We start from the raw sequence: 19,192 nt of genomic DNA on the forward strand, positions 1-19,192 counted from the left end.
CCTCGCTGGCGCTCAGGGTTCGCCCGGCTTGGTTGCACACCGAATCGGCCGCGGCCTCACGGCGAGAGGTACAGGTTGAGGTCGGCGGTCGTGGTCGCGCCGGCGGTCGCGGTGGCGGTCGCGGTCGCCCTGCGGCGGGTCGCGACCTTCTCGGCCGTGAGCGTGTACGCGCCGGGCTTGAGGTCCGGGAACAGGAACTTGCCGTCGGCGTCCGTGGTGGCCTTGAACAGCGCCGTGCCGCGGGCGTCGGACAGCGTCACGTCGAGCCCGGCCTGCGGCCGCGTCCCCTCGCGCAACTGCCCCGCGATCGCCGCCGGCTTCTCGGGCAGCGCCTCCACCGCTTCGACCGCCGCGAACCCCGAAGACGCGAGCCCGGCCCCGTTCACCGCGACGCACGAGACGTCGACCGTTCCGAGTTTGTCGCGGGGGAGGGGGAGTACGGCGGACCACCGGGCCGGGTCGGACGGCGAGCGCACCGCGGGGATCATCGTCGTTCCCGCCGGCGGCTTCCCGTCCGGGCCGGGCTTGCCGACGAAGAGGGCCACCGACGCGACGCCCGACTCGGGGTCGGTCACCTCCACGGTCACCGGCAGCGCCGCCCCCTTCTTGACCTGCTCGGGTAGCCCGCGGAACTCCGGCGCGGTCGGCGGCGAGTCGTCGAGGACGACCGCGAGTTCCTTCGTCGCCAGGACCGTCTTGTCGGCCGCGAGCAACCGGGCGACGACCATTCGCCGGCCGACGAGTTGCGGCACGTCCCACGCGACCTCCCAGTCGGTGATCGCCGCGGCGAGGTGGAGCCCGCCGTCCGGCCCCGGGGCGACGGTCGCGGTCCGGCGGCGCGACGCGGGGAGGGCGCGAGTGGCCTCGTCGGTCGGTTCGCGGCCGGCCTCGGACCGCACGAGCCGGGCGTCGAGCGTGGCCCCCGGCGGTGCCCGGTCCGCGCCGATGTGGAACGCGACCGACTTGCCGGGGGTCGGCGACGGGGCGGCGCGGAGTTCGAGGTTCGGGGCCGCGTCCACGGTGGGCGAGACCGGGTCGCCGGTCCGGGCGAAGTCCACGCCCAGTCGGAACGCGCGCGTGACCCCGTCGACCGTGACGCTGACCTGACCCCGCCGCCGGGCCTCGGGGTCGAGGACGAGACCCGTGGCGTCGAGCGTGACGGGGCCGCCGTTCGCGGGGACGCGGCCGGCGAACCGGCCCGCACGAATGCCGCGCAACCCCGGGACGCCCGACGGATCGACGACCAGCGCGGCGACCGACGGGGTCGCGCCCAGGTCGCGGAGCGCCCGCACGGTCACGGCGAGCCGGTTCTCGGGCCGCGCCGGCGGGGCGACCGGTTCGAACGTCGCGGCCGACAGTTCCACGTACTCGAACGGCTCGCTGACCGAGAGCCGCAGGGTCCGGGACTGGACCACCGTGGCCGGGTCGGCCGCGTCCGCGACCTCGACCCGCAGCACGCCGGGCAGGTCGAACGCCGGGGCGGCGGTGGGGAGCTTGCCCGCGGGCGGCGCGGCACCGGCGAAGGGGACCGCGCGCGTCTCGCCGGGTCCGACCGCGACCTTCGCCTCGATCGCCGGGGCCCCCGCGAGCGGCGGAACCGCCCGGACCACGACCTCGCGCTTCGCGGTGCCGCGGTTGCGGACGAACACGTACAGCGCCTCGCCGGCCCCCGGGCGGACCCGCACGTCGTCGCCGATCCCGACCGGGTCGATCGGGGAGCGGCCGACGACGATCTCGACCGGGTTCACGAGCCGGGTGCCGTCGATCGCGACCGCCACGAACGCGGTCCGCTGGCCCGAGCGGAACTCGATCACCACCCCCTCGGGAATGCGCCCCGGGCTGGCCGGGTTCGCCACCTCGGCGCGGACGACGAGCGTGCCGAGGGTGCCGCCCCCGGCCGGGTCGGGGGTGAACGGCGTCGTCTCCGCGGTGACCCGGACGGCGTCGCCCGGCGGCAGCGCGCGGACCGCGATCGGCTCGCCCACGGCCCCGCCCGGGTGCCGGACCGCCAGCCGCACCTCGGCGGGGCCGGCCGCGGTCAGCACGAGCGGGGGCGGGTCGTCGAACGTCATGAGCGGGGGCGGGACGGTCGCGTCGGTGCCGACGGCGAGTTCGGCGGACGCGACCGCTTCGAGGAAGTCGCGGTCGAACCCGGCCCGCGCGACCTGGCGGTGGACCACCCCGGACCAGCCGAAGAACTCGGCCCACGCCGCCCGCCGCGCGGCGACCCGGGGCTCGGCACCGGTCGCGTCGTACCGCGACGGCATGTACGCGGGGGCGAGGACCGCCAGCACGTCCAGCGCGGGGGCCGGCGCGTCCCGGGCGAGGTCGTCGAGGCCGTCGCCCCAGGCGCGGCCCAGCCCCGCGGACAGGTCCACCCAGGCCGGCCCGTCCGGCCCGCCGCGCCGGGCCGCCTCCAGTAACGTGTCGAGCGGCTCCAGGGTCGCGGCCGGGAGGCCGGCGAACCGGAGGATCGCGATGCTGCACTCGGCCCGGACCGCGGCCCGTGCGGCCGTGGCCCGCCGGTCGGCGGTCGCGTCCTCCGTGCCGTACAGCACGACGGGCGTGCGGTGCCCGGCCGCGTCGTCCGCCCGGTCGGCCGCGAGGGTGCGCTCGGCGAGCCGGCGGGTCAGGTCCAGCCCGGCCCGGTTCAGCGCGGCCCGCCGGGCCGGGCTCAGCCGCGGGAGCGAGAACAGGAAGTCGATCTTGCGGATCAGCGCCGCGGGGGGCGGCTCGACCGCGGCCGCGGCGACGGCCCAGTCCACGTCCGCGGTGCCGGTCACCTGGTCGATCGCGGCCGTCAGCCCGCCGGTCGCGGCGGCGGCCCGCCGCAACTGGTCGGCCTGTTCGAGCAGGCCCGTGGCGTCGAGCGGGGCGGCCGGCGGCACCAGGAGCTTGAGCAGGTCGCCGGTCGCCCGCAGCCGCGCCTTCCAGAGCGGCACGCGGTCCGGGAAGTCCTCGAGCACGGTGGACTCGGGGACCAGCCCGGCCACGGCCTCGTCGGCGGCGGCGCGGCCGCCCGCGTGGGCGTCGGCGAACGCGGTCGCGGCCGACGACAACCGGACCGCGTCGCGGAACCGCTCGACCGGCTCGCCCGGGGGCACGCTGCCCCAGAACTGCAACAGGATCTCGCCCACCCACCGGGCCTCGGCCGCCTGCTTGAGGACCGCGGCGGTCCACGGGTGGGCGTCGGGCCGGGCGGCGGCGGCCTCGTAGGCGGTCACGGCCGCGAACCCGGCCCGCGCGACCTCGGCGGGCCACTGGTCCGCGGGCGCCCGCCGGGCCAACTCGGCGAGGCGGCGGAGGAAGTACGCCTCGATGTGCGCGAGCGGCACCTTCCGCTCGGCCAGGGCGCGGTCGAGGAGCAGGAGGTCGGCCGGGCGGGCGGCCGCGATCTGGCCCCGGGCCACGACCGCCGCTTCGACCGCGAACGGGGGCTTCCCCTCGGTCGCCGTGACGAACCCGGCGACCGCCTTGGCGACCGCGGCCTCGCGCCCCGCGGGGGCGAGCGCGGCCGCGTCGCGGCCGGCCGCGAGGAGCGCGTCGGTGGCCTCGCCCGCGGCCGGGTCGTCGGCCGCGCCGAACACGCGGGCGAGCGCGAGCGACACGACCTTGACCGGCCGCTTCGGGGCGGCGCGCGCGGCGGCCATCTCGCGGTCGAACCGGCCGAGGTCCGTGGCCAGGTCGCCGAACCCGCGGTCGTCGGCCGCGCCGAACCGCCGGCCCGCCTGGGCCACCTGGAGCTCGTCCTGGAGCCGGACGTAGACCCGGGGGGCCGCCGACAGCCCGCCGTCGCTCCGCCACCGGGCGAGCGCGTCCCACCCGCCCAGCACCGGGCCGTCCGGCGCGACCCCGGGCGTGGGGGTGTCGCCGCCGGCGGCCGAGACCAGGTCGAAGTCCGGCCCGTCGCCGAGCAGCGCCGGGATCTGGCGGCGGCCCTCGTTCTCCCGGACCCAGCGGTCCACGCGGGACCGGAGGAACGCCGCCAGCCCCCGCACCGTCACGCGCCGCCCGACGCGGCCGCTCGGGTCGTACGGCACGGCCGCGCCGCGGAGCCCGGTCTCGAAGTAGTACCCGAACACCGACCGGCCGAGCACGCGGTTCCCGAACGGGGTCTGCCCGGGGCTCGCCGAGCACAGCACGAGCCAGTCCGGGCGCGCCGCCGGGTGCGCGGCCCGGTGCTCCGCCTCGACGGCCGCGACCAGCGCCGGCACGTGGGCCGTCGGGTCGGTCCAGAGGTACCCGATCCGCGGGTCGGGCGGCGGCCCCGCGAGGTCGAGCACGACCAGCTTCGCCCGCGGCGCGGCGGCCTTCACCTTCCGGAGCACGTCGCGCAGGGACAGCCCCTCGCGGCCCCCGGGCGGGTCGGCGTCGGCCGGGATGAACTCGACGTCGCCCCCACCCCGGACCCGCGCGAACCCGCTCAAATAAAGGACCAGGTTCTCGTTCGGCCCGAGCCGCTGGAGCTGGTCGATCTCGCGGGTGAGGAGCAGCCCCTCCTGGCTCGAATCGCTGTTGGCGAGCCGGGTGAAGAACCCCGCGGCCTGCACCGCGGCGCGGTCCGCGTCGGTCTCCGAGCGGTCCGGGACGGCCCGGCTGCGGTACTGCGTGACCCAGAGGGGGACGAAGTACGGGGCCGGGAGGGGCCGGACCCACGACCCGACGCCGACCGCGGCCCCGGCCAGCGCGAGCGTCAGCGCCGCGGCCGCGAACCGGCGGGCACCGGGAGCGGCCGGGCGCCGTGCAGGAGTTCCGGCGGGGAGCGGGTCGGGCACGGGCGGCCGGGGGTTCGGGTGGCGCGGGTCGGAGCTTCACGGGAGCGGGAGCGGCGGGGGGGGCCGGGTGTCGGCGGGGTCGGGGGCGAGGAGGTCGGTGAACGTCGCCGTGAACCCCCGGGCCTCGGCCTCGCGCCGGAGGGCGCGGAGCGACACCAACTCGACCGCGGCCAGCCTCTCGGCGGCTGCGGCATCGACCGGCCAGAACAGCGCCGTGGCCCGCCCGGCGGCGGGGTAGTACCACGAGGCGGTCCCGTCGTGCGCGAGCCCCTTCACGCGGACCCGCACGGGGTTCCCCGGGGCGTGCGCCACGCGCACCGCGAGGCAACTGACCCGCTCCCGTACCCCGGGGGCGACCTCGACGACGTGCGACTCGACCGCGGCACCGAGAACCCGCACGGGGTCGCCGTCGGCGAACAGCTTCCGGCCCCCGATCTCGCTCAGCGTGCGGAAGTCGATCCCGCGGTCGAGCCGGGACGCCACGGTCGGCTCCTGGTCCGGGTTCCACCACGCGGTGAGGACCGGGGTGGCCGGGCCGCCGCCGGCGCGGTCCGGCCACCCCGGGGTGTCGACCGACCACGCGGCCGCCGGGTAGCCGGGGGTGTGCGCCCACGTCACCGCCACCGGCGGCCCGTCCCCGGCGGGGCGGAGGTCGAACCACACCTGCTTCGGCCGCGGCTGGATGAGGGTCCGCTCGGCCGGGTCGAACGCCCGCTCCATCAGCACCAGTGCGGACGTGCCGGTCCCGACCCGTTGGTTCTGGGCCACGGTCACCCGCCAGTCGCGGGCCGCGGCCCACGGGCGGCCGGGGAAGTCGGTCGCGGCGTAGGCGGCCCGGCCGACCTGCAAGCCGGTCGCGTCCTCGCGCAGGTCGAGCAGCAACCGGTCGCCGGCCGCGAGATCGACCTCACGAACGAGGTACGGCGACGCGAGCACCCGCACCCGCTCGGCCCCGGGGAGCAGCCCGGGGGCGAACCACCGGTCCCCGCCGCCGGCGACGCCGACCGCGAGGCCGGTGTCCGGGACGCCGGGCCGCAGCACGCTCTCGGGCGTCAGGATCTGGTAGCGGACCGAGCGCCGCAGCGCCCGCCGGAGCGCGGCCTCCAGTTCCGCGACGTCCCCGGCGGGGGTGAACGAGCCCGGCGGGTCCAGTTCCTTGAGCGCCTCGAACTGCTTGCGGACGAGCGCCTCCTCGGCCTTCGGCAACCGGAACCCGACGACGTGGACGGCGACGCCGGAGCCGCGGAACTCGTCGCGGAGCACCGCCGGCACCGCCTTCCCCCGCGGGTTCACGACCCGGTCCTTCTCGTACCGGTTGTCGGCCCCGTCGGTGAGCACCACCATCGTCTTGTAGCCCGTCGCCCGGTCCAGGTCGGCCCGCGCCTCGAGCATCGCCCGCAGCACCGGGGACTCGTTCCACGGCTCCAGGGCCGGGTAGCGGACCCGCTTGAGGAGCGCCTCGGCCGCCTTTGCGTCGTCCGGGTCCCACCGGGTGGGCGGCACGACGCGGGTGATGGTCCGCTCGGCGTCGTCCACGGTCTTCCCGGGGCCGGTCGCCTGCCCGAACGCCCACACGCTCACGGTGGTCCCGGCCGGGAGGTCGCGAAGCACCTCCTCGAACACCTTCACCGCCTGGGCGAACTTCGCGGTCGGGCCGAACGGCTCGCCCTCGGGTGCCCCCATGCTCCCCGAACAGTCGAGTACGAACGCGACCGCCCCGGTCGCCGCCCCGTACTTCTCGATGAGCCCCTGCGGCGCACGGACCGCGAGGCTCGCGCGCCGCGGCGGCGGGAACTCGTTCTCGGCGACGACCGGTCGGGGGTACACCGTCACGGGGAGCGTGCCCGCGATGCGCTGCCCGCGGAACAGGGCGTGGACGGCGACCCGCGACGGGACCGGGGCCGGCGTCGCGGGGGGCGCGTCCTCGTTGGGAACGAGCAGTTGGTTCACGAGCGGGACGGTGAGCGCCGCGGGGGCGTCGCCGACCGCGACCGGGGGCGGCCCGCCGGCCGGCCCGCCCCACGCGAGCCCCGCGCCCGGGTCGGCCCGCCAGACGGCCCAGCCGCTCGGCACCGCGGGCCGCTCGCCGTCCGGGGCCAGGGTCGCGGCGGCCGTCACCGCGGCCTCGGTCGTCAGCACGAGGCCGGAGTCGCCGAACCGGACCGCGAGCCCCCCGGGGCGGGCGAACAACTCGCGGACCGCGCGAACGGCGACCGGGTCGCCGCCGGTCGCGGCGTCGGTGACGAACAGCCGCCCGGCCCGGCGGTAGTACGGCTCGTCGGCCGGGTCGAACGAGAACCAGTGCTCCTCCCAGGTGCGGTGGGCGAGGCGGGTGAGGAGCCGGCACAGGAACGCGCGGCGGCACGCGGCGGTGGGGTCGGTCCCCTCGTGCGGGGCGACCCCGGCGGGGAGGACGCGGGCCAGCGCGTCGGCGTCGGCGAGCGGCCCGAGCGGCCCGTCCCCGGTGCGGGCGGCGGCCTCGTCGAGGAGCCCCCGGAGGACGCCCGGGGCCGCGTCGAACCGCCGGACGAACGCGGCCCCCGCGGCCATCCGCGACTTCCACCCGTCGGCCTCGACCGGGAACGTGCGGAGCCGGAACTCGGTCACCTCGTACCCGTCCCCGGCGTCGCCGGCGAACCGGTCGAACCGGGTCCGCCCGACGGCCGCGAGCACCAGCCGCCCGGTCCGCTGCGACTCGTCCGCGGCCCACGTCGCCATGGTCGCGTCCGCCACCGGGGGGAGCACGTCGCCACTGGACTGCGTGAGGAACCGCCACGACACGGCCCGCTTGTTCGCGATCAGCCGGGACCGCAGGTCGGCCGACAGGAACGGGACGCTCAGCGCGTCGTCGGCGTCCCGCCACACGCTCGGGAGGTCCACGCCGCACAGGAACTCGGACCGCGAGACGAGTTCGGAGACCAGCCCGTCGAGGTTCGCCTGAACGGCCGCGGCCCGGTCGTCGAACCCGCCCGCGTGCTCGTGCGGGTTCGGGGCGAGGGTGGCCGCCCGGACGTCGCGGTCGAGCTGGTGGGCGTCGGCCCAGACCGCCTCGGCGGTGGCGAGCGACTCCTCCCACTTCCGCACCTCGTCCGGGGACCGGGGCCGCTGGCGGGTGGCGATGGTGCGGGCCACGAACGGGAGGACCGCGAACGCGCGGTCCCGGGCGGCCAGGGCGCGGGCGACGCTGCTCCCGACCCGGGCCGCGTCGAGGTACGCCGCGCACGCCGCCGAGAACCCGGCCCTCGCGTCGGCCCACTTCCTCGGGTCGGGCGACAGCAGCAGGTCCTGGGCCGGGAGCCGCTCGCGGTCCCCGGCCCCGACCCCGGACCGGGTGAACGGGGCGATCCGCTCGGCGTACCCGCACCCGTCCGGGCGGCTCCAGACCGCGACCCGCTCGGCCAGCATCCGGGTCTCCAGCGCCAGCCGCAGCACGTCCTCGGGCGGGCCGGGCTGCGGCAGGTCGCGGCTCGTGAGGCGGAGGAACGCGACCTCGGCCGGGGACACGATGACCGGCGGGAGCACCACGGCCAGCAGGGGCAGCGCCTTGGCCCGCCGGAACCCGGGGTCCTCGGCGGCCTGTTCGAGGACCAGCCGCGTGACCCCGAGGCGGAGGAGCACCTCGGCCCGCGGGTTCCCGGCGACCGACGCCAGCGCCGCCTGCCACCGCTTGGCCGCTTCGGTCGGGGTCGCGTCGCGGACCTCGTCGGCGACGGCTCGGGCGGCCGCGGTCGGCGCGTCATCAATGCCGATGGCGGCCGGCATCGGCAGCGCGAGGCCGAGCGACCCGAGGTTCTCGACCGGCCCGGCGCGGAAGAGCTCCTCCAGCCCCCGGATCGCGGCCCGCACCCGGGCGGCATTCTCGTGGTCGTCCGCCTCGACCAGGTGCTCGTACCGGAGGAGCTGTTCGAGGTACAGCCGCCACTCGCTCGGGGCGTAGGAGCCGGGCGGGTACGCCTGGGCCGCGAACCCCTCGGCGGTCGCCCACGCCGCCGTCACCGCCGGCGGGAGCGGGGCCGGCGGCGTCGGGGGCGGGTCCGGGATCGTGACCCGGGGGCCGAGGACGACGCGGCCGGCCCGGCGGGCCCCCTCCGGCCCGGCCGGGAGCAGGACCGGGCGCTGGTTCACGCCCCGGTTCGACCGCGCCCAGTTCTGGACCCGCTTCGCGGTCTGCTCGACGGCCTCGTCGAGGCTCGCGACCGAGTCGCCCGGGTGGTCCCCGATGTCCCCCGCGAGCGCCTTGCGGAAGAAGTGCCCGAACGCCGACTCGCCGTACTCCGGGATGGCCCACGACCGCTCGTCCGGGCCGCTGGCGGAGACCACCACGAGGTTCGGGACCGCGGCGATCTCGGCGTCGAGGTCCGCGAGGGCCCGGGCGAAGTCGTTCCAGAACGCCCCCCGCTCCACGTCGGTCCGCTGGTGGGTCGCGTCGAACACGAGCACCTTGGTGCGGTCCGCCGGGAGCGCGGCGAGGCGGGCGATCACGGCCCGGACCCGGACCAGGTTCCGGTCCGTCAGGCGCGTGTCGGCGTCGTCGCAGATCAGGTACGGGCCGGTCGCGTCGGCCCCGCCGTGCAGCGCGAAGTAGACGAGCACCGTCGGGCCGGCGGCGGCCGCGTCGAGGTCCCGCGCCCAGTCCTCGCCGGCGCGGAGGCGGAGCGGCGGGCCGACCGGGCGGAGGGTGCGGTTCCCGCCGTCGGTGAGCCGCTCGGCCGACCGCCGCCCGTACACGTTGAGCCGCACCCCGAGGTTCGTCTCGTACCCCGCGGCGACGACCACGACCCCGACCGGCCGCGGGGGGGAGTACCACCGCCCGACCCACACGAACAGCGCCCACCCCGTGAGGAGCGCCACCGCCGCGGCGGCCGCGAGCGCCGCACCGACGCGGTCGACCGCCCGGCGCGGGCGGGCTCCCGCCCGCCACTTCTGCGGGGCGTCCGGGTCGGCCGCGGCGGCCGGGCCCCAGAGCGGCGATGGCGACGGCATGGGATGTACCGGCAACAGGGGTTGTTCGTCGGGGCGGGGGCGCGGTTTCCCCCGGCTCACCCACAATATACCATCTATACTTCGGTCACCCGCACTCTCCATCGGCACCGCCGCCGGCCGGCGACCGCCCATCCCCACCCAGGGCCGACACCCGCGATGCCGCCCGACCCGACACTCGACATCCCCGCTCTGACCGCCCCAATCGCGGGGGCCGACCCGGCCGGCGGGACCACCCCGTTCGACGTCCGCGAGAAGCTCGACGAGGCCCGCAGGGAGGTCGACCCGTCCGCGTTCGCGGCCGACGACCCGACCCGCCCGGCCGAGGCGAAGCGGGCCGACTGGGCCGCCGCGATCCGGGTCGCGACCGACAGCCTCACGACCAAGGCGAAGGACCTCCTCGTCGCGGCCCGGCTCACCGAGGCCGCGACCCAGCGGTTCGGGTTCGCGGGGCTCCGCGACGGGCTCCGGCTCCTCACCGCGCTGCTCGCCGACTGCTGGGACCGGCTCGCGCCCAAGATCGACGACCCGTCCGACCTGGACCTCCGCGCCGGCCCGTTCGAGTGGCTCGACGACGCGGACCACGGGGGCCGGTTCCCGTCGACCGTCCGCGGCGTGCCGCTGTTCCCCGGCGGGGACGTGCCGCTCGGGTGGCTCACCTGGCGGCGCGGGCAGGAGGGGAGGGACAAGGCGGCCGCCGAGGCGTTCGAGAAGGGGGCCGCGGCGGCGCCCCCCGCGGCGGTCCAGGACACCCTTGCGGTGCTCGGCGAGTGCAAGGCGGCCCGCGACGCGCTGGCGGCCAAGCTCACCGAGCGGCTCGGCGACCTCGCGCCGGGGATGACGCAACTCGGCCGGGCGATCGACGACTGCCGCGCGCTCGTGGAACTGATCGCGCAGCGGAAGGGGCCGGCCCCGGCCGCGGACCCGGCCCCGCCCGACGCCGCGCCCGCCGGGGCGCAGGGGGCCGGGGCGCCGCCACCGGCCGCGGCCGCGCCGGCCACCCGCGACGCCGCGTACCGGCAGCTCGCCGAGGCGGCCCGCGTCCTCGAAGCGCTCGAGCCGCACAGCCCGGTCCCGTACCTGGTCCGCCGCGCCGTCGCGCTCGGCGCGCTCCCGTTCCACGAGATGATCAAGAGCTTCGTCCGCGACTCCGCGGTGGTCGCCGAGCTGGAGCGCGAGCTCGCCATCGACCCGCCCCCCGCGGCGGAGTGAGAAGAAATTTCCTTTTGCCCGCGCGGCGGCGCGTACCGTAGGATTTACACTTCGACACCCAATATCGGGGCCCCGCGCCCCTCCGAGTCCCCACCTGGAGCCCGCCAGTGGCCGAGAGCCTCCAACACAAGCTGGACCGCGTGCGCCGCCCGCGCGTCCAGCTCACCTACGACGTCGAAACGAACGGGGCGCTCCAGAAGGTCGAGCTGCCGTTCGTCGTCGGCGTCCTCGCGGACCTGTCGGGCCAGCCGAAGGACCCGCTCAAGCCGCTCAAGGAGCGGAAGTTCGTGCAGATCGACCGCGACAACTTCGACGACGTGCTCGCGAAGTCGGCCCCGCGGCTGGCGCTGAAGGTCCCGAACAAGCTGACCGACGAGAACTCGCAGCTCGCCGTCGAGCTGAACTTCAAGAGCATGGACGACTTCGACCCGGCCAAGATCGCCGGGCAGGTCGGCCCGCTCAAGGAGCTCCTCGCGATGCGGCAGCAGCTCACGCAGTTGCTGTCGAAGATGGAGGGGAACGACAAGCTCGAGGCGCTCCTCGCGGACGTGCTGGCGAACACCGAGAGGGCCGCCGCGCTCGCGAAGGAACTGACCCCGACGACCCCGCCGGAGGGCAAGTGAACATGGCCGCCGAACAGCAAGCCGCCGCGGGCGCCGCCGCGACCACGACGGAGGCCCCCGGGCTCCTCGACCAGGTGATCGCCGCGACCCGGCCCCAGGACCGCCAGGACAGCGACCGCGCCCGCGGGTACTTCAAGCAGTTCCTCGACCAGGTCGTGCGGCCCGGGTCGGTGGTCTCCAAGGACGTCGAGCAGAACATCAAGTTCTGGATCGCGCAGCTCGACAAGAAGCTGTCCGACCAGCTCAACGAGATCCTGCACCACCCGGACTACCAGAAGCTCGAGGGGACGTGGCGGGGGCTCAAGTACCTCGTCACCAACTCGGAGACCGGCGAGGCGCTCAAGATCAAGGTGATGAACGTCGGTAAGAAGGACCTGCTCAAGGACATGGAGAAGGCGTCGGAGTTCGACCAGTCGGCGACGTTCAAGAAGGTCTACGAGGAGGAGTACGGGCAGCTCGGCGGCGAGCCCTACGGGATGCTCGTCGGGGACTACGAGTTCGGCCGCGGGCCGGAGGACCAGAACCTCCTGAAGAGGATGTCGCAGGTCGCGGCCGCGGCCCACGCGCCGTTCGTGGCGGCCGCCAGCGCGAAGATGTTCAACCTCGAGTCGTTCACCGAACTCACGGCCCCCCGCGACCTCACGAAGATCTTCGACGGCGTCGAGTACGCCCAGTGGAAGTCGTTCCGCGAGAGCGAGGACAGCCGGTACGTCGCCCTGACGCTGCCCCGGGTCCTGGCCCGGCTCCCGTACGGGGCCAGCACGAACCCGGTCGCCGAGTTCAACTTCGAGGAGACGGTCGACGGCACCGACCACGACAAGTACCAGTGGATGAACTCGTCGTGGGCGTACGCGGCCCGGGTCACCGACGCGTTCTCCAAGGACGGGTGGTTCATGCGGACCCGCGGGGTCGAGGGCGGGGGCAAGGTCGAGGGGCTCCCGATCCACACGTTCGCGACCGACGACGGCGACAAGGCGATGAAGACCCCGACCGAGATCGCCATCTCGGACCGCCGCGAGTTCGAGCTGTCGAACCTCGGGTTCATGCCGCTGCTGCACAGCAAGAACCGCGACTTCGCGGTGTTCATGGGCGCGCAGTCGGCCCAGAAGCCGAAGGCGTACTTCGACGCCGCGGCCAACGCGAACGCGGAACTGTCCACCAAGTTCAACTACATGCTCAGCGTGTCGCGGTTCGCCCACTACCTGAAGGTGATGGCCCGCGACAAGATCGGCACCATGATGGAGGCCGAGGACGTCGCCCGCTGGCTCAACGAGTGGATCATGAACTACGTCGTCGGCAACCCCGAGACGGCGAGCGAGGAGACCAAGGCGAAGAAGCCGCTGGCCGCGGCCGAGGTCCGGGTTCAGCCGGTGAAGGGCAAGCCGGGGTGGTTCGAGGCCGTCGCGTACCTGCGGCCCCACTACCAGCTCGAGACGCTGTCCACCAGCATGCGGCTCGTCGCGGAGATCCCGAAGAAGGCGTGATTTTCGCGAACAGTGGACACAGTAGTCTTCGTACACTCTGACAGCGGCACAGTCCCCCTCGAAAGGATGGCACGGCATGGCAGTGGACATTTTCCTGAAGTTCGCCGACGGCACCAAGGCCAAGGGCGAGTCGACCGACAAGAAGCACCCCGGCGAGATCGAACTCCAGGGGTTCTCGATCGGCATGGACAACCCGGCGAGCATCGGTTCCGCGACGACGGGGGCCGGCAGCGGGAAGGTCAGCTTCTCGCCCCTGACGTGCACCAAGAAGGTCGACAAGTCGTCGGCGGTGCTGTTCCAGATGTGTGCCGCCGGCGACCACTTTGCCACGGCGACGCTGACCGTGCGGAAGGCCGGCAAGGACGCGCTCTCGTACCTCGTCTACACGTTCACCGAAGTGTACATCAGCGGCCTGAATCAGTACGTGACTGACGCCAAGGGCGAAACGGTGGAGGAATCGCTGAGCCTCTCGTTCGGCTCGGTCCACGTCAAGTACACGCCGCAGAAGCCGGACGGGACCGGCGACAGTCCGGTCGAGGGCGGGTGGGACGTGACCCAGAACCAGCCAAAGTGACCGCGGGTTCCCGCGGGCCGGACCCCCGGTGGCCCGGCCTTCGCGTGTCGGACCCGGCAGCAACGCCTCCCAAACAAAACAAACTGCGGTACGGCGGACGGCGGCCCGGCGCCACCGCTGCGGCTTCCGACCCGCCCACCCGACGGGACCTCGACCGTGGACATTGACGTGTACATCTTCGGCGACCGCACGGCCTTCCAAACGTCCTCTTCGAGCCGGGTCTTCTGGTCGCCGGGCGGCGACGACGGGGAGCCCGCCGAGTACACCGGGCCGGTCCCGAACACGGGCCGCCGGATCCGGTGGCTTTCCAAACCGCCGTGTGCCTTCTTCCCGTTCAACCGGACCAATCTGAACGGCGAACACTTGATGATGTTGGCGTACTTCCGAGCGGCCCCCCCGCGGGGGAAGTCGAACGTTCTTGGCGTCGAACTGGGCGGCCCGTTCTCCTGGATGGCGCGGCTGCTCAAGAGCGCAGGGGCCAAGGAATCGTACGGCGTTCACAGCCCCAAGGTGTTGTTCAAGTGGACCGCTCGCGACCTCGCCCGGTACTGTCACGAGCTCGCCCTGGCCATCCAGAAGAAAGCAGAGACGGGGGCCGGGGCCTCCGGCGACTGACCCGCGGGGCGGTCGCCACCGGCGATCGCCCGGATGAGGCGTGGCGTGGGTCAGCAACCTACTCGATGGGAGTTCGACCGTGGACGTTGACGTCTACATCTTCGGGGATCGAGCAGCGTTCCGCGTGTCCTCGTACGCCAGGTGGTTCTGGGCACCCGACACCGCCGGCGGCCCGATCACGGACTACACCGGGGCCGTCCCAAACACGGCCCGGTTGGTGCCGGCCACCGCGTCCAGTGCGAAACACCTTGTGTTCACGTTCCGGCGGACCAAACTCGACGTGAGCTTCATGCCGATTTGGGCGAGGACGAACACACGCCCGACCGGGGAATCCGATTTCGGGAGTGCCAAAATCGGGAAGTCGAACGTTCTCGGCGCTGAGATGTCCGGCCCCTTCTCGTGGATGGCGCGGCTGCTCAAGGGGGCCGGGGCGAAGCGAGAGTACGGCGTTCACAGCCCCAAGGTGTTGTTCAAGTGGACCGCACGCGACCTGGCCAAGTATTGCGACCGGATCTCCCTGGCCTCCCAGAAGAATCCGGTGTCGGACTCCGATACCGAGTTCAACTACTACGACGACGGCGAGGACGACTAACCCGCTTCCCCGACGTCGACTTCGGTCGTAACTATGACGATGGCCATTAACCCCGGGCGCGCTCCATGACGGCGACCGAACTGTTCCGGAATGGTCGGCTCGCGGACGCCATCGCCGCCCAGGTCGCCGCGGTGAAGGCCCGTCCCGGCGACGCGGGCGTCCGCACGTTCCTCTTTGAACTCCTCTTGTTCGCCGGCGACCTGGACCGGGCCGCCAAGCACCTCGACGCGGTCCGGGCCGAGACGCCCGAACTCGTCGCGTCCGCCGAGGCGTACCGGGGCGTCCTCGCGGCCGAGAAGGCCCGCCGGGCCGCGCTGGCCGGCAAGGCCGAGCCGCCGGCGTTCTTCGGCGAGGTGCCCGAACACGCGAGGCTGCGGGTCGAGGCGCTCAGGGACCCGACCGGCGCGGCCGCTGCGGAGTCGTTCGCCGCGGCCGACAGGGCCGCACCGGACCTGACCGGCTCGCTCAACGGCGCGCCGTTCGAGGGGCTTCGCGACGCCGACGACCTGTTCGGCACGGTCCTCGAGGTGTTCGCCCAGGGGAAGTACTTCTGGGTGCCGTTCGAGCAGGTCGCGGGCCTGTCCGCCAACCCGCCGAAGTTCCCGCGGGACACGCTCTACGTCCCGGCGCGGTTGACGCTCGCGGACGAGTCCTCCGGCGACGTGTTCCTGCCGGCGCTCTACCCCGACTCGTACGAGTCCGCGGACGACGCCGTGAAGCTCGGCCGCGCGACCGCCTGGGAGAGCGGGGCGGGAGGGGTTCGCGGCCACGGGCACCGAACGGTCCTGATCGGCGACGCGGACGTGGGCCTCGTCGAGGTCCGCGAGTTGAGTGTGTCCCCCGCACCACCGAAGGCCGGGTGACCCATGCCGCCCGCCCCCGGCCCGCCGATCCGCAACCTCCTCCCGTCGGTCCTCGACCGGTTGCTGGCGGCCGATACCGGGCCGGCACTCTCGGCGACCGGCGTCCCGCTCTCGCTCGTTCTCGAAGCCGTGCGGCGCGACGTCGAGGCGCTGCTGAACACGCGCCAGAACACCGACCCGGACCTGGCCCTGTTCCCGGAACTGGCGCGGTCCGTGTACAGCTTCGGAATGCCGGAACTCGTGTCGCGGCGGGCGATCAGCGGGCCGGACCGCGAGGCCATCGGGCGGCTCATGGCCGACGCGATCGCCCGGCACGAGCCGCGGATCCGCGGCGTGCGGGCGGTCGTGGTGCCGCCCGAGCACCCGGCCGAGCGGCGGCTGAAGTTCAAGATCGAGGGCACGCTCCGGATCGACCCCGGGCCGACGATCGAGTTCGAGACGGTGCTGGAACTGGGCTCCGGGCAAACCGCGGTCGTGGCGAGGGAGACGTGAGCCGAAGCCTGTACCCGTACTACGAGAAGGAGCTGTACTTCCTGCGGCAGGCGGCCCAGGAGTTCGCCCGCCAGTACCCGGCGACGGCCGGGCGGCTCCTGCTCGAACCGAACCGGAGCGTGGACCCGCACGTCGAGCGGCTCCTGGAGGGGTTCGCGCTGCTCGCCGGCCGGGTCCAGCACAAGCTCGACGACGAGTTCCCGCAGCTGACGACCGCCCTGCTCGGGGTGATGTACCCGCACTACCTCGCCCCGGTCCCGTCGTTCGCGGTCGTGCAGTTCGAGCCGGACCCCGCGGGCCTCACGTCCCCGACCGGGTTCACCCTCCCGGTCGGCACCCGGCTCCGCACCCCGCCGGTGAGCGGCGTCCCGTGCCGGTACCGGACCGCGTACCCCGTGGACCTGTGGCCGGTGGTCGTGAGCGCCGCGGACTGGGTGACGCCGCCGTTCCCCCGGGACTTCCGCCCGCCCCCGGGCACCGCGGCGGTGCTCCGGCTCGGGCTCGAGATCCCGAGCGGGCTGCGGTTCGCCGACCTGAAGCTCGACCGGCTCCGGCTGTTCCTCAACGGCGACGCCCAGCTCGTCGCGGACCTGTACGAGGCGCTCCTGAACAAGCCGGTCGGCGTGGCGTTCCGCGACCCGGCGGCGGCGAAGGACCCCGCCGGCGACAACCGGGTGACGCTCGCCGCGAAGGACTGCATCTTCCCCGTCGGGTTCGGGCCGGACGAGGGGCTCGTCCCGGCCCCGCCGCAGGCGCTGCCCGCGTACCGGCTGCTCACCGAGTACTTCGCGTTCCCGGACAAGTTCAACTTCATCGACCTGGGCGGGTTCGAGCGGGCCCGCGCGGTCGCCGGCGGGCGGCGGGTCGAGGTGCTGGTGTTCGCCCGGCGGACCCGGCCGTTGCTCGAACAGGGGGTCGAGGCCGGGACGTTCCGGACCGGGTGCGCGCCGGCCGTGAACCTGTTCGAGCAGACCGCCGAGCCGATCAACCTGACGCACGCCCGCACCGAGTACCGCGTGGTCCCGGACGTGGCGGCCCCGCTCGGGACCGAGGTGTACTCGGTCGAGGCGGTGCGGGCGACGCTGCCCGGCGGGGCCGACACCGAGTTCCGGCCGTTCTTCGGCATCCGGTACGGGGCGGGGCCGGGGCGGGCGTTCTGGCACGCGACCCGCCGCCCGGCCGAGTCGGCCGACGACAAGGGGACCGAGTCCTACCTCGAACTCGTGGACCTCGACTTCCGCCCGGCGTCCCCGGGCGACGGGGTCGTGGTCGTGCGGACCACCTGCACGAACCGCGACCTGCCTCTGATCCTGCGCCAGGCGGGCGGGCGGGTCGCGTTCAGCGCGGAGGTCGCCGGGCCGATCGCGCGGGTCCGGTGCCTGTCCGGGCCGACCGCGCCGTCCCGCCCGCCGCCGGCCCGCGGCGCGTACTGGCGGCTGATCTCGCACCTGAACCTGAACCACCTGACCCTCGACGGGGGCGACGCGGGGGCCGACGCGCTGCGGACGCTCCTGGGACTGTACGACCACGGGGCCACCGACCCGGCGCGGCGCGGGGCGGGGAACCAGGTGATCGACGGGGTCACGCACGTCGCGGCCCGGCCGGTGGTCCGCCGGGTCGGGAAGCTGTCGTCCGGCGGGTTCTGCCGCGGGCTGGCGATCGACCTGGAACTGGACGAGGAGAAGTTCGTCGGGGCCGGCGCGTACCTGTTCGCGAGCGTGCTGGAGCGGTTCTTCGCGCTCCACGCGGCGCTCAACTCGTTCACGGAACTGACCGCCCGGCTCCGGGGCGCGGACGGGGCGTTCGCGCAGTGGCCCCCGCGGGCCGGGGAGCAGCCGCTGCTATGAGCCCCGCCCCGCCCCCCCCGGACTCCGTCGCCGGCCGGCTGTTCGCCGAGCCGCACGCCTTCGACTTCTTCCAGGCCGTGTGGCTCCTGGAACTGTCGGGCGGCAAGCCGGTCGGCCGCGACGGGCCGCCGCGGGCCGAGGCGGTCAACTTCGGCGCGGTTCCCGGGCTCGCGTTCCCCCCGAGCGCGGTCGCCGGGCTCGCCGCTGCCCCGGACGCCCCGCCGAAGATGGTGGTCGCGTTCTTCGGGCTGACCGGGCCGTCCGGCGTGCTCCCCGAGTTCTACTCGCAGATGGTCCTGGCCCAGCAGCGGGCGGCGGACAACCCGGAGCGGCGGGCGCTGGCCGACTGGTTCGACACGTTCAACCACCGGATGCTGTCGCTGTTCTACCGGGCGTGGGCGAAGTACCGGCTGCCGGTCGCCTACGGCCGCACGGGGGCCGGGGCCGGGCCGGACCCGGTGACGGCGGTGGCGCTGAGCCTCGCGGGGCTCGGGATGCCGTCGTTCGTTCAGCGGCTGCGGGTCCACATGGCGGCCCCCGCGGCGCCCGGCGACCCGGGGGTGATGGAGGAGGGCTCGCTGGTCCGGTACGCCGGGCTGTTCGCGCACCCGGCGCGGTCGGCGGCCGGGCTCGAGCGCATGCTCACCGACTACTTCGGCGCGCCGGTCGCGGTCGAGCAACTCACCGGGCGGTGGCGGCCGCTGTCGGTGGTGAACCAGACCCGCCTGGGCCGCCGCGGGCAGAACGACGAACTCGGGGTGAGCCTGGTCGTCGGCCGCCGCCTGTGGGACGCCAACGGCGGGTTCCGGGTCCGCATCGGCCCGCTCGACCTCGAGCAGTTCGTGAGCTTCCTGCCGGACGAGGCGGCCGGGCGGCGTAAACTGTTCCTGCTCGCCGAACTCACCCGGTTCTACGTTCGGGCGTCCCTCGACTTCGAGGTCCGGCTCGTCCTGCGCGCGGCCGACGTGCCGGTCGCGCAACTGGCCAGGGGCGGCCCCGGCCCCCGGCTCGGGTGGAACGCCTGGGTGGGCAAGCGTGCGAGCGCGGCCGACGCGGCCGACGCCGCGTTCCGGTGCAGCCGGCTCCTTCGCGCCAGGACGGAGTGACCCCGTGCCCCAGCCCGCCGCCCGCGTGT

12 protein-coding genes are annotated in these 19,192 nt (G+C 74.8%); 10 read left to right on the forward strand and 2 right to left on the reverse strand.

Annotated elements, in window-relative coordinates:
• Window positions 1-56: 56 nt before the first annotated feature.
• On the reverse strand, window positions 57-4,775 hold the full coding sequence (locus ACTIGN_RS28140; protein ID WP_439630158.1) for a carboxypeptidase regulatory-like domain-containing protein: 4,719 nt from the start codon (window positions 4,773-4,775) through the stop codon (window positions 57-59).
• 36 nt (window positions 4,776-4,811) lie between these two features.
• On the reverse strand, window positions 4,812-9,758 hold the full coding sequence (locus ACTIGN_RS28145; protein WP_439630160.1) for a hypothetical protein: 4,947 nt from the start codon (window positions 9,756-9,758) through the stop codon (window positions 4,812-4,814).
• A 156-nt stretch (window positions 9,759-9,914) separates the two neighbouring features.
• Between ACTIGN_RS28145 and tssA the strand changes: the two genes are divergently transcribed.
• From tssA to tssG, 10 genes are all read left to right on the forward strand, one after another.
• Complete coding sequence (gene tssA, locus ACTIGN_RS28150; protein WP_439630162.1) at window positions 9,915-10,967, forward strand: type VI secretion system protein TssA; 1,053 nt, start codon at window positions 9,915-9,917, stop codon at window positions 10,965-10,967.
• Window positions 10,968-11,074: 107 nt separating this feature from the next.
• Window positions 11,075-11,590, forward strand: coding sequence for a type VI secretion system contractile sheath small subunit (gene tssB, locus ACTIGN_RS28155; protein ID WP_439630164.1), 516 nt, complete (start codon window positions 11,075-11,077; stop codon window positions 11,588-11,590).
• 2 nt (window positions 11,591-11,592) lie between these two features.
• Window positions 11,593-13,074 carry a type VI secretion system contractile sheath large subunit gene (gene tssC / locus ACTIGN_RS28160; protein WP_439630166.1) on the forward strand — a complete coding sequence of 494 codons (1,482 nt, stop codon included), beginning with the start codon at window positions 11,593-11,595 and terminating at the stop codon, window positions 13,072-13,074.
• 76 nt (window positions 13,075-13,150) lie between these two features.
• Window positions 13,151-13,648, forward strand: coding sequence for an Hcp family type VI secretion system effector (locus ACTIGN_RS28165; protein WP_439630168.1), 498 nt, complete (start codon window positions 13,151-13,153; stop codon window positions 13,646-13,648).
• A gap of 156 nt (window positions 13,649-13,804) precedes the next feature.
• On the forward strand, window positions 13,805-14,263 hold the full coding sequence (locus tag ACTIGN_RS28170) for a hypothetical protein (RefSeq protein ID WP_439630170.1): 459 nt from the start codon (window positions 13,805-13,807) through the stop codon (window positions 14,261-14,263).
• A gap of 40 nt (window positions 14,264-14,303) precedes the next feature.
• Complete coding sequence (locus ACTIGN_RS28175; RefSeq protein ID WP_439630172.1) at window positions 14,304-14,855, forward strand: hypothetical protein; 552 nt, start codon at window positions 14,304-14,306, stop codon at window positions 14,853-14,855.
• Window positions 14,856-14,920: 65 nt separating this feature from the next.
• Window positions 14,921-15,718 (forward strand): type VI secretion system accessory protein TagJ, encoded by a 798-nt coding sequence (locus ACTIGN_RS28180; RefSeq protein WP_439630174.1) that lies wholly within the window; start codon window positions 14,921-14,923, stop codon window positions 15,716-15,718.
• A gap of 3 nt (window positions 15,719-15,721) precedes the next feature.
• Window positions 15,722-16,210: a type VI secretion system baseplate subunit TssE gene (gene tssE, locus ACTIGN_RS28185; RefSeq protein WP_439630176.1), complete on the forward strand. Its 489-nt coding sequence runs from the start codon at window positions 15,722-15,724 to the stop codon at window positions 16,208-16,210.
• Window positions 16,207-18,057, forward strand: coding sequence for a type VI secretion system baseplate subunit TssF (gene tssF / locus ACTIGN_RS28190; RefSeq protein ID WP_439630177.1), 1,851 nt, complete (start codon window positions 16,207-16,209; stop codon window positions 18,055-18,057). The genes tssE and tssF overlap by 4 nt, the downstream gene beginning before the upstream one ends.
• A complete protein-coding gene (gene tssG / locus ACTIGN_RS28195) occupies window positions 18,054-19,163 on the forward strand; it encodes a type VI secretion system baseplate subunit TssG (protein ID WP_439630179.1) in 1,110 nt (369 codons plus the stop codon). The genes tssF and tssG overlap by 4 nt, the downstream gene beginning before the upstream one ends.
• The last annotated feature ends 29 nt before the right edge of the window (window positions 19,164-19,192 follow it).

It is taken from the genome of Gemmata sp. (assembly GCF_051859125.1).
Taxonomy (GTDB): domain Bacteria; phylum Planctomycetota; class Planctomycetia; order Gemmatales; family Gemmataceae; genus Gemmata.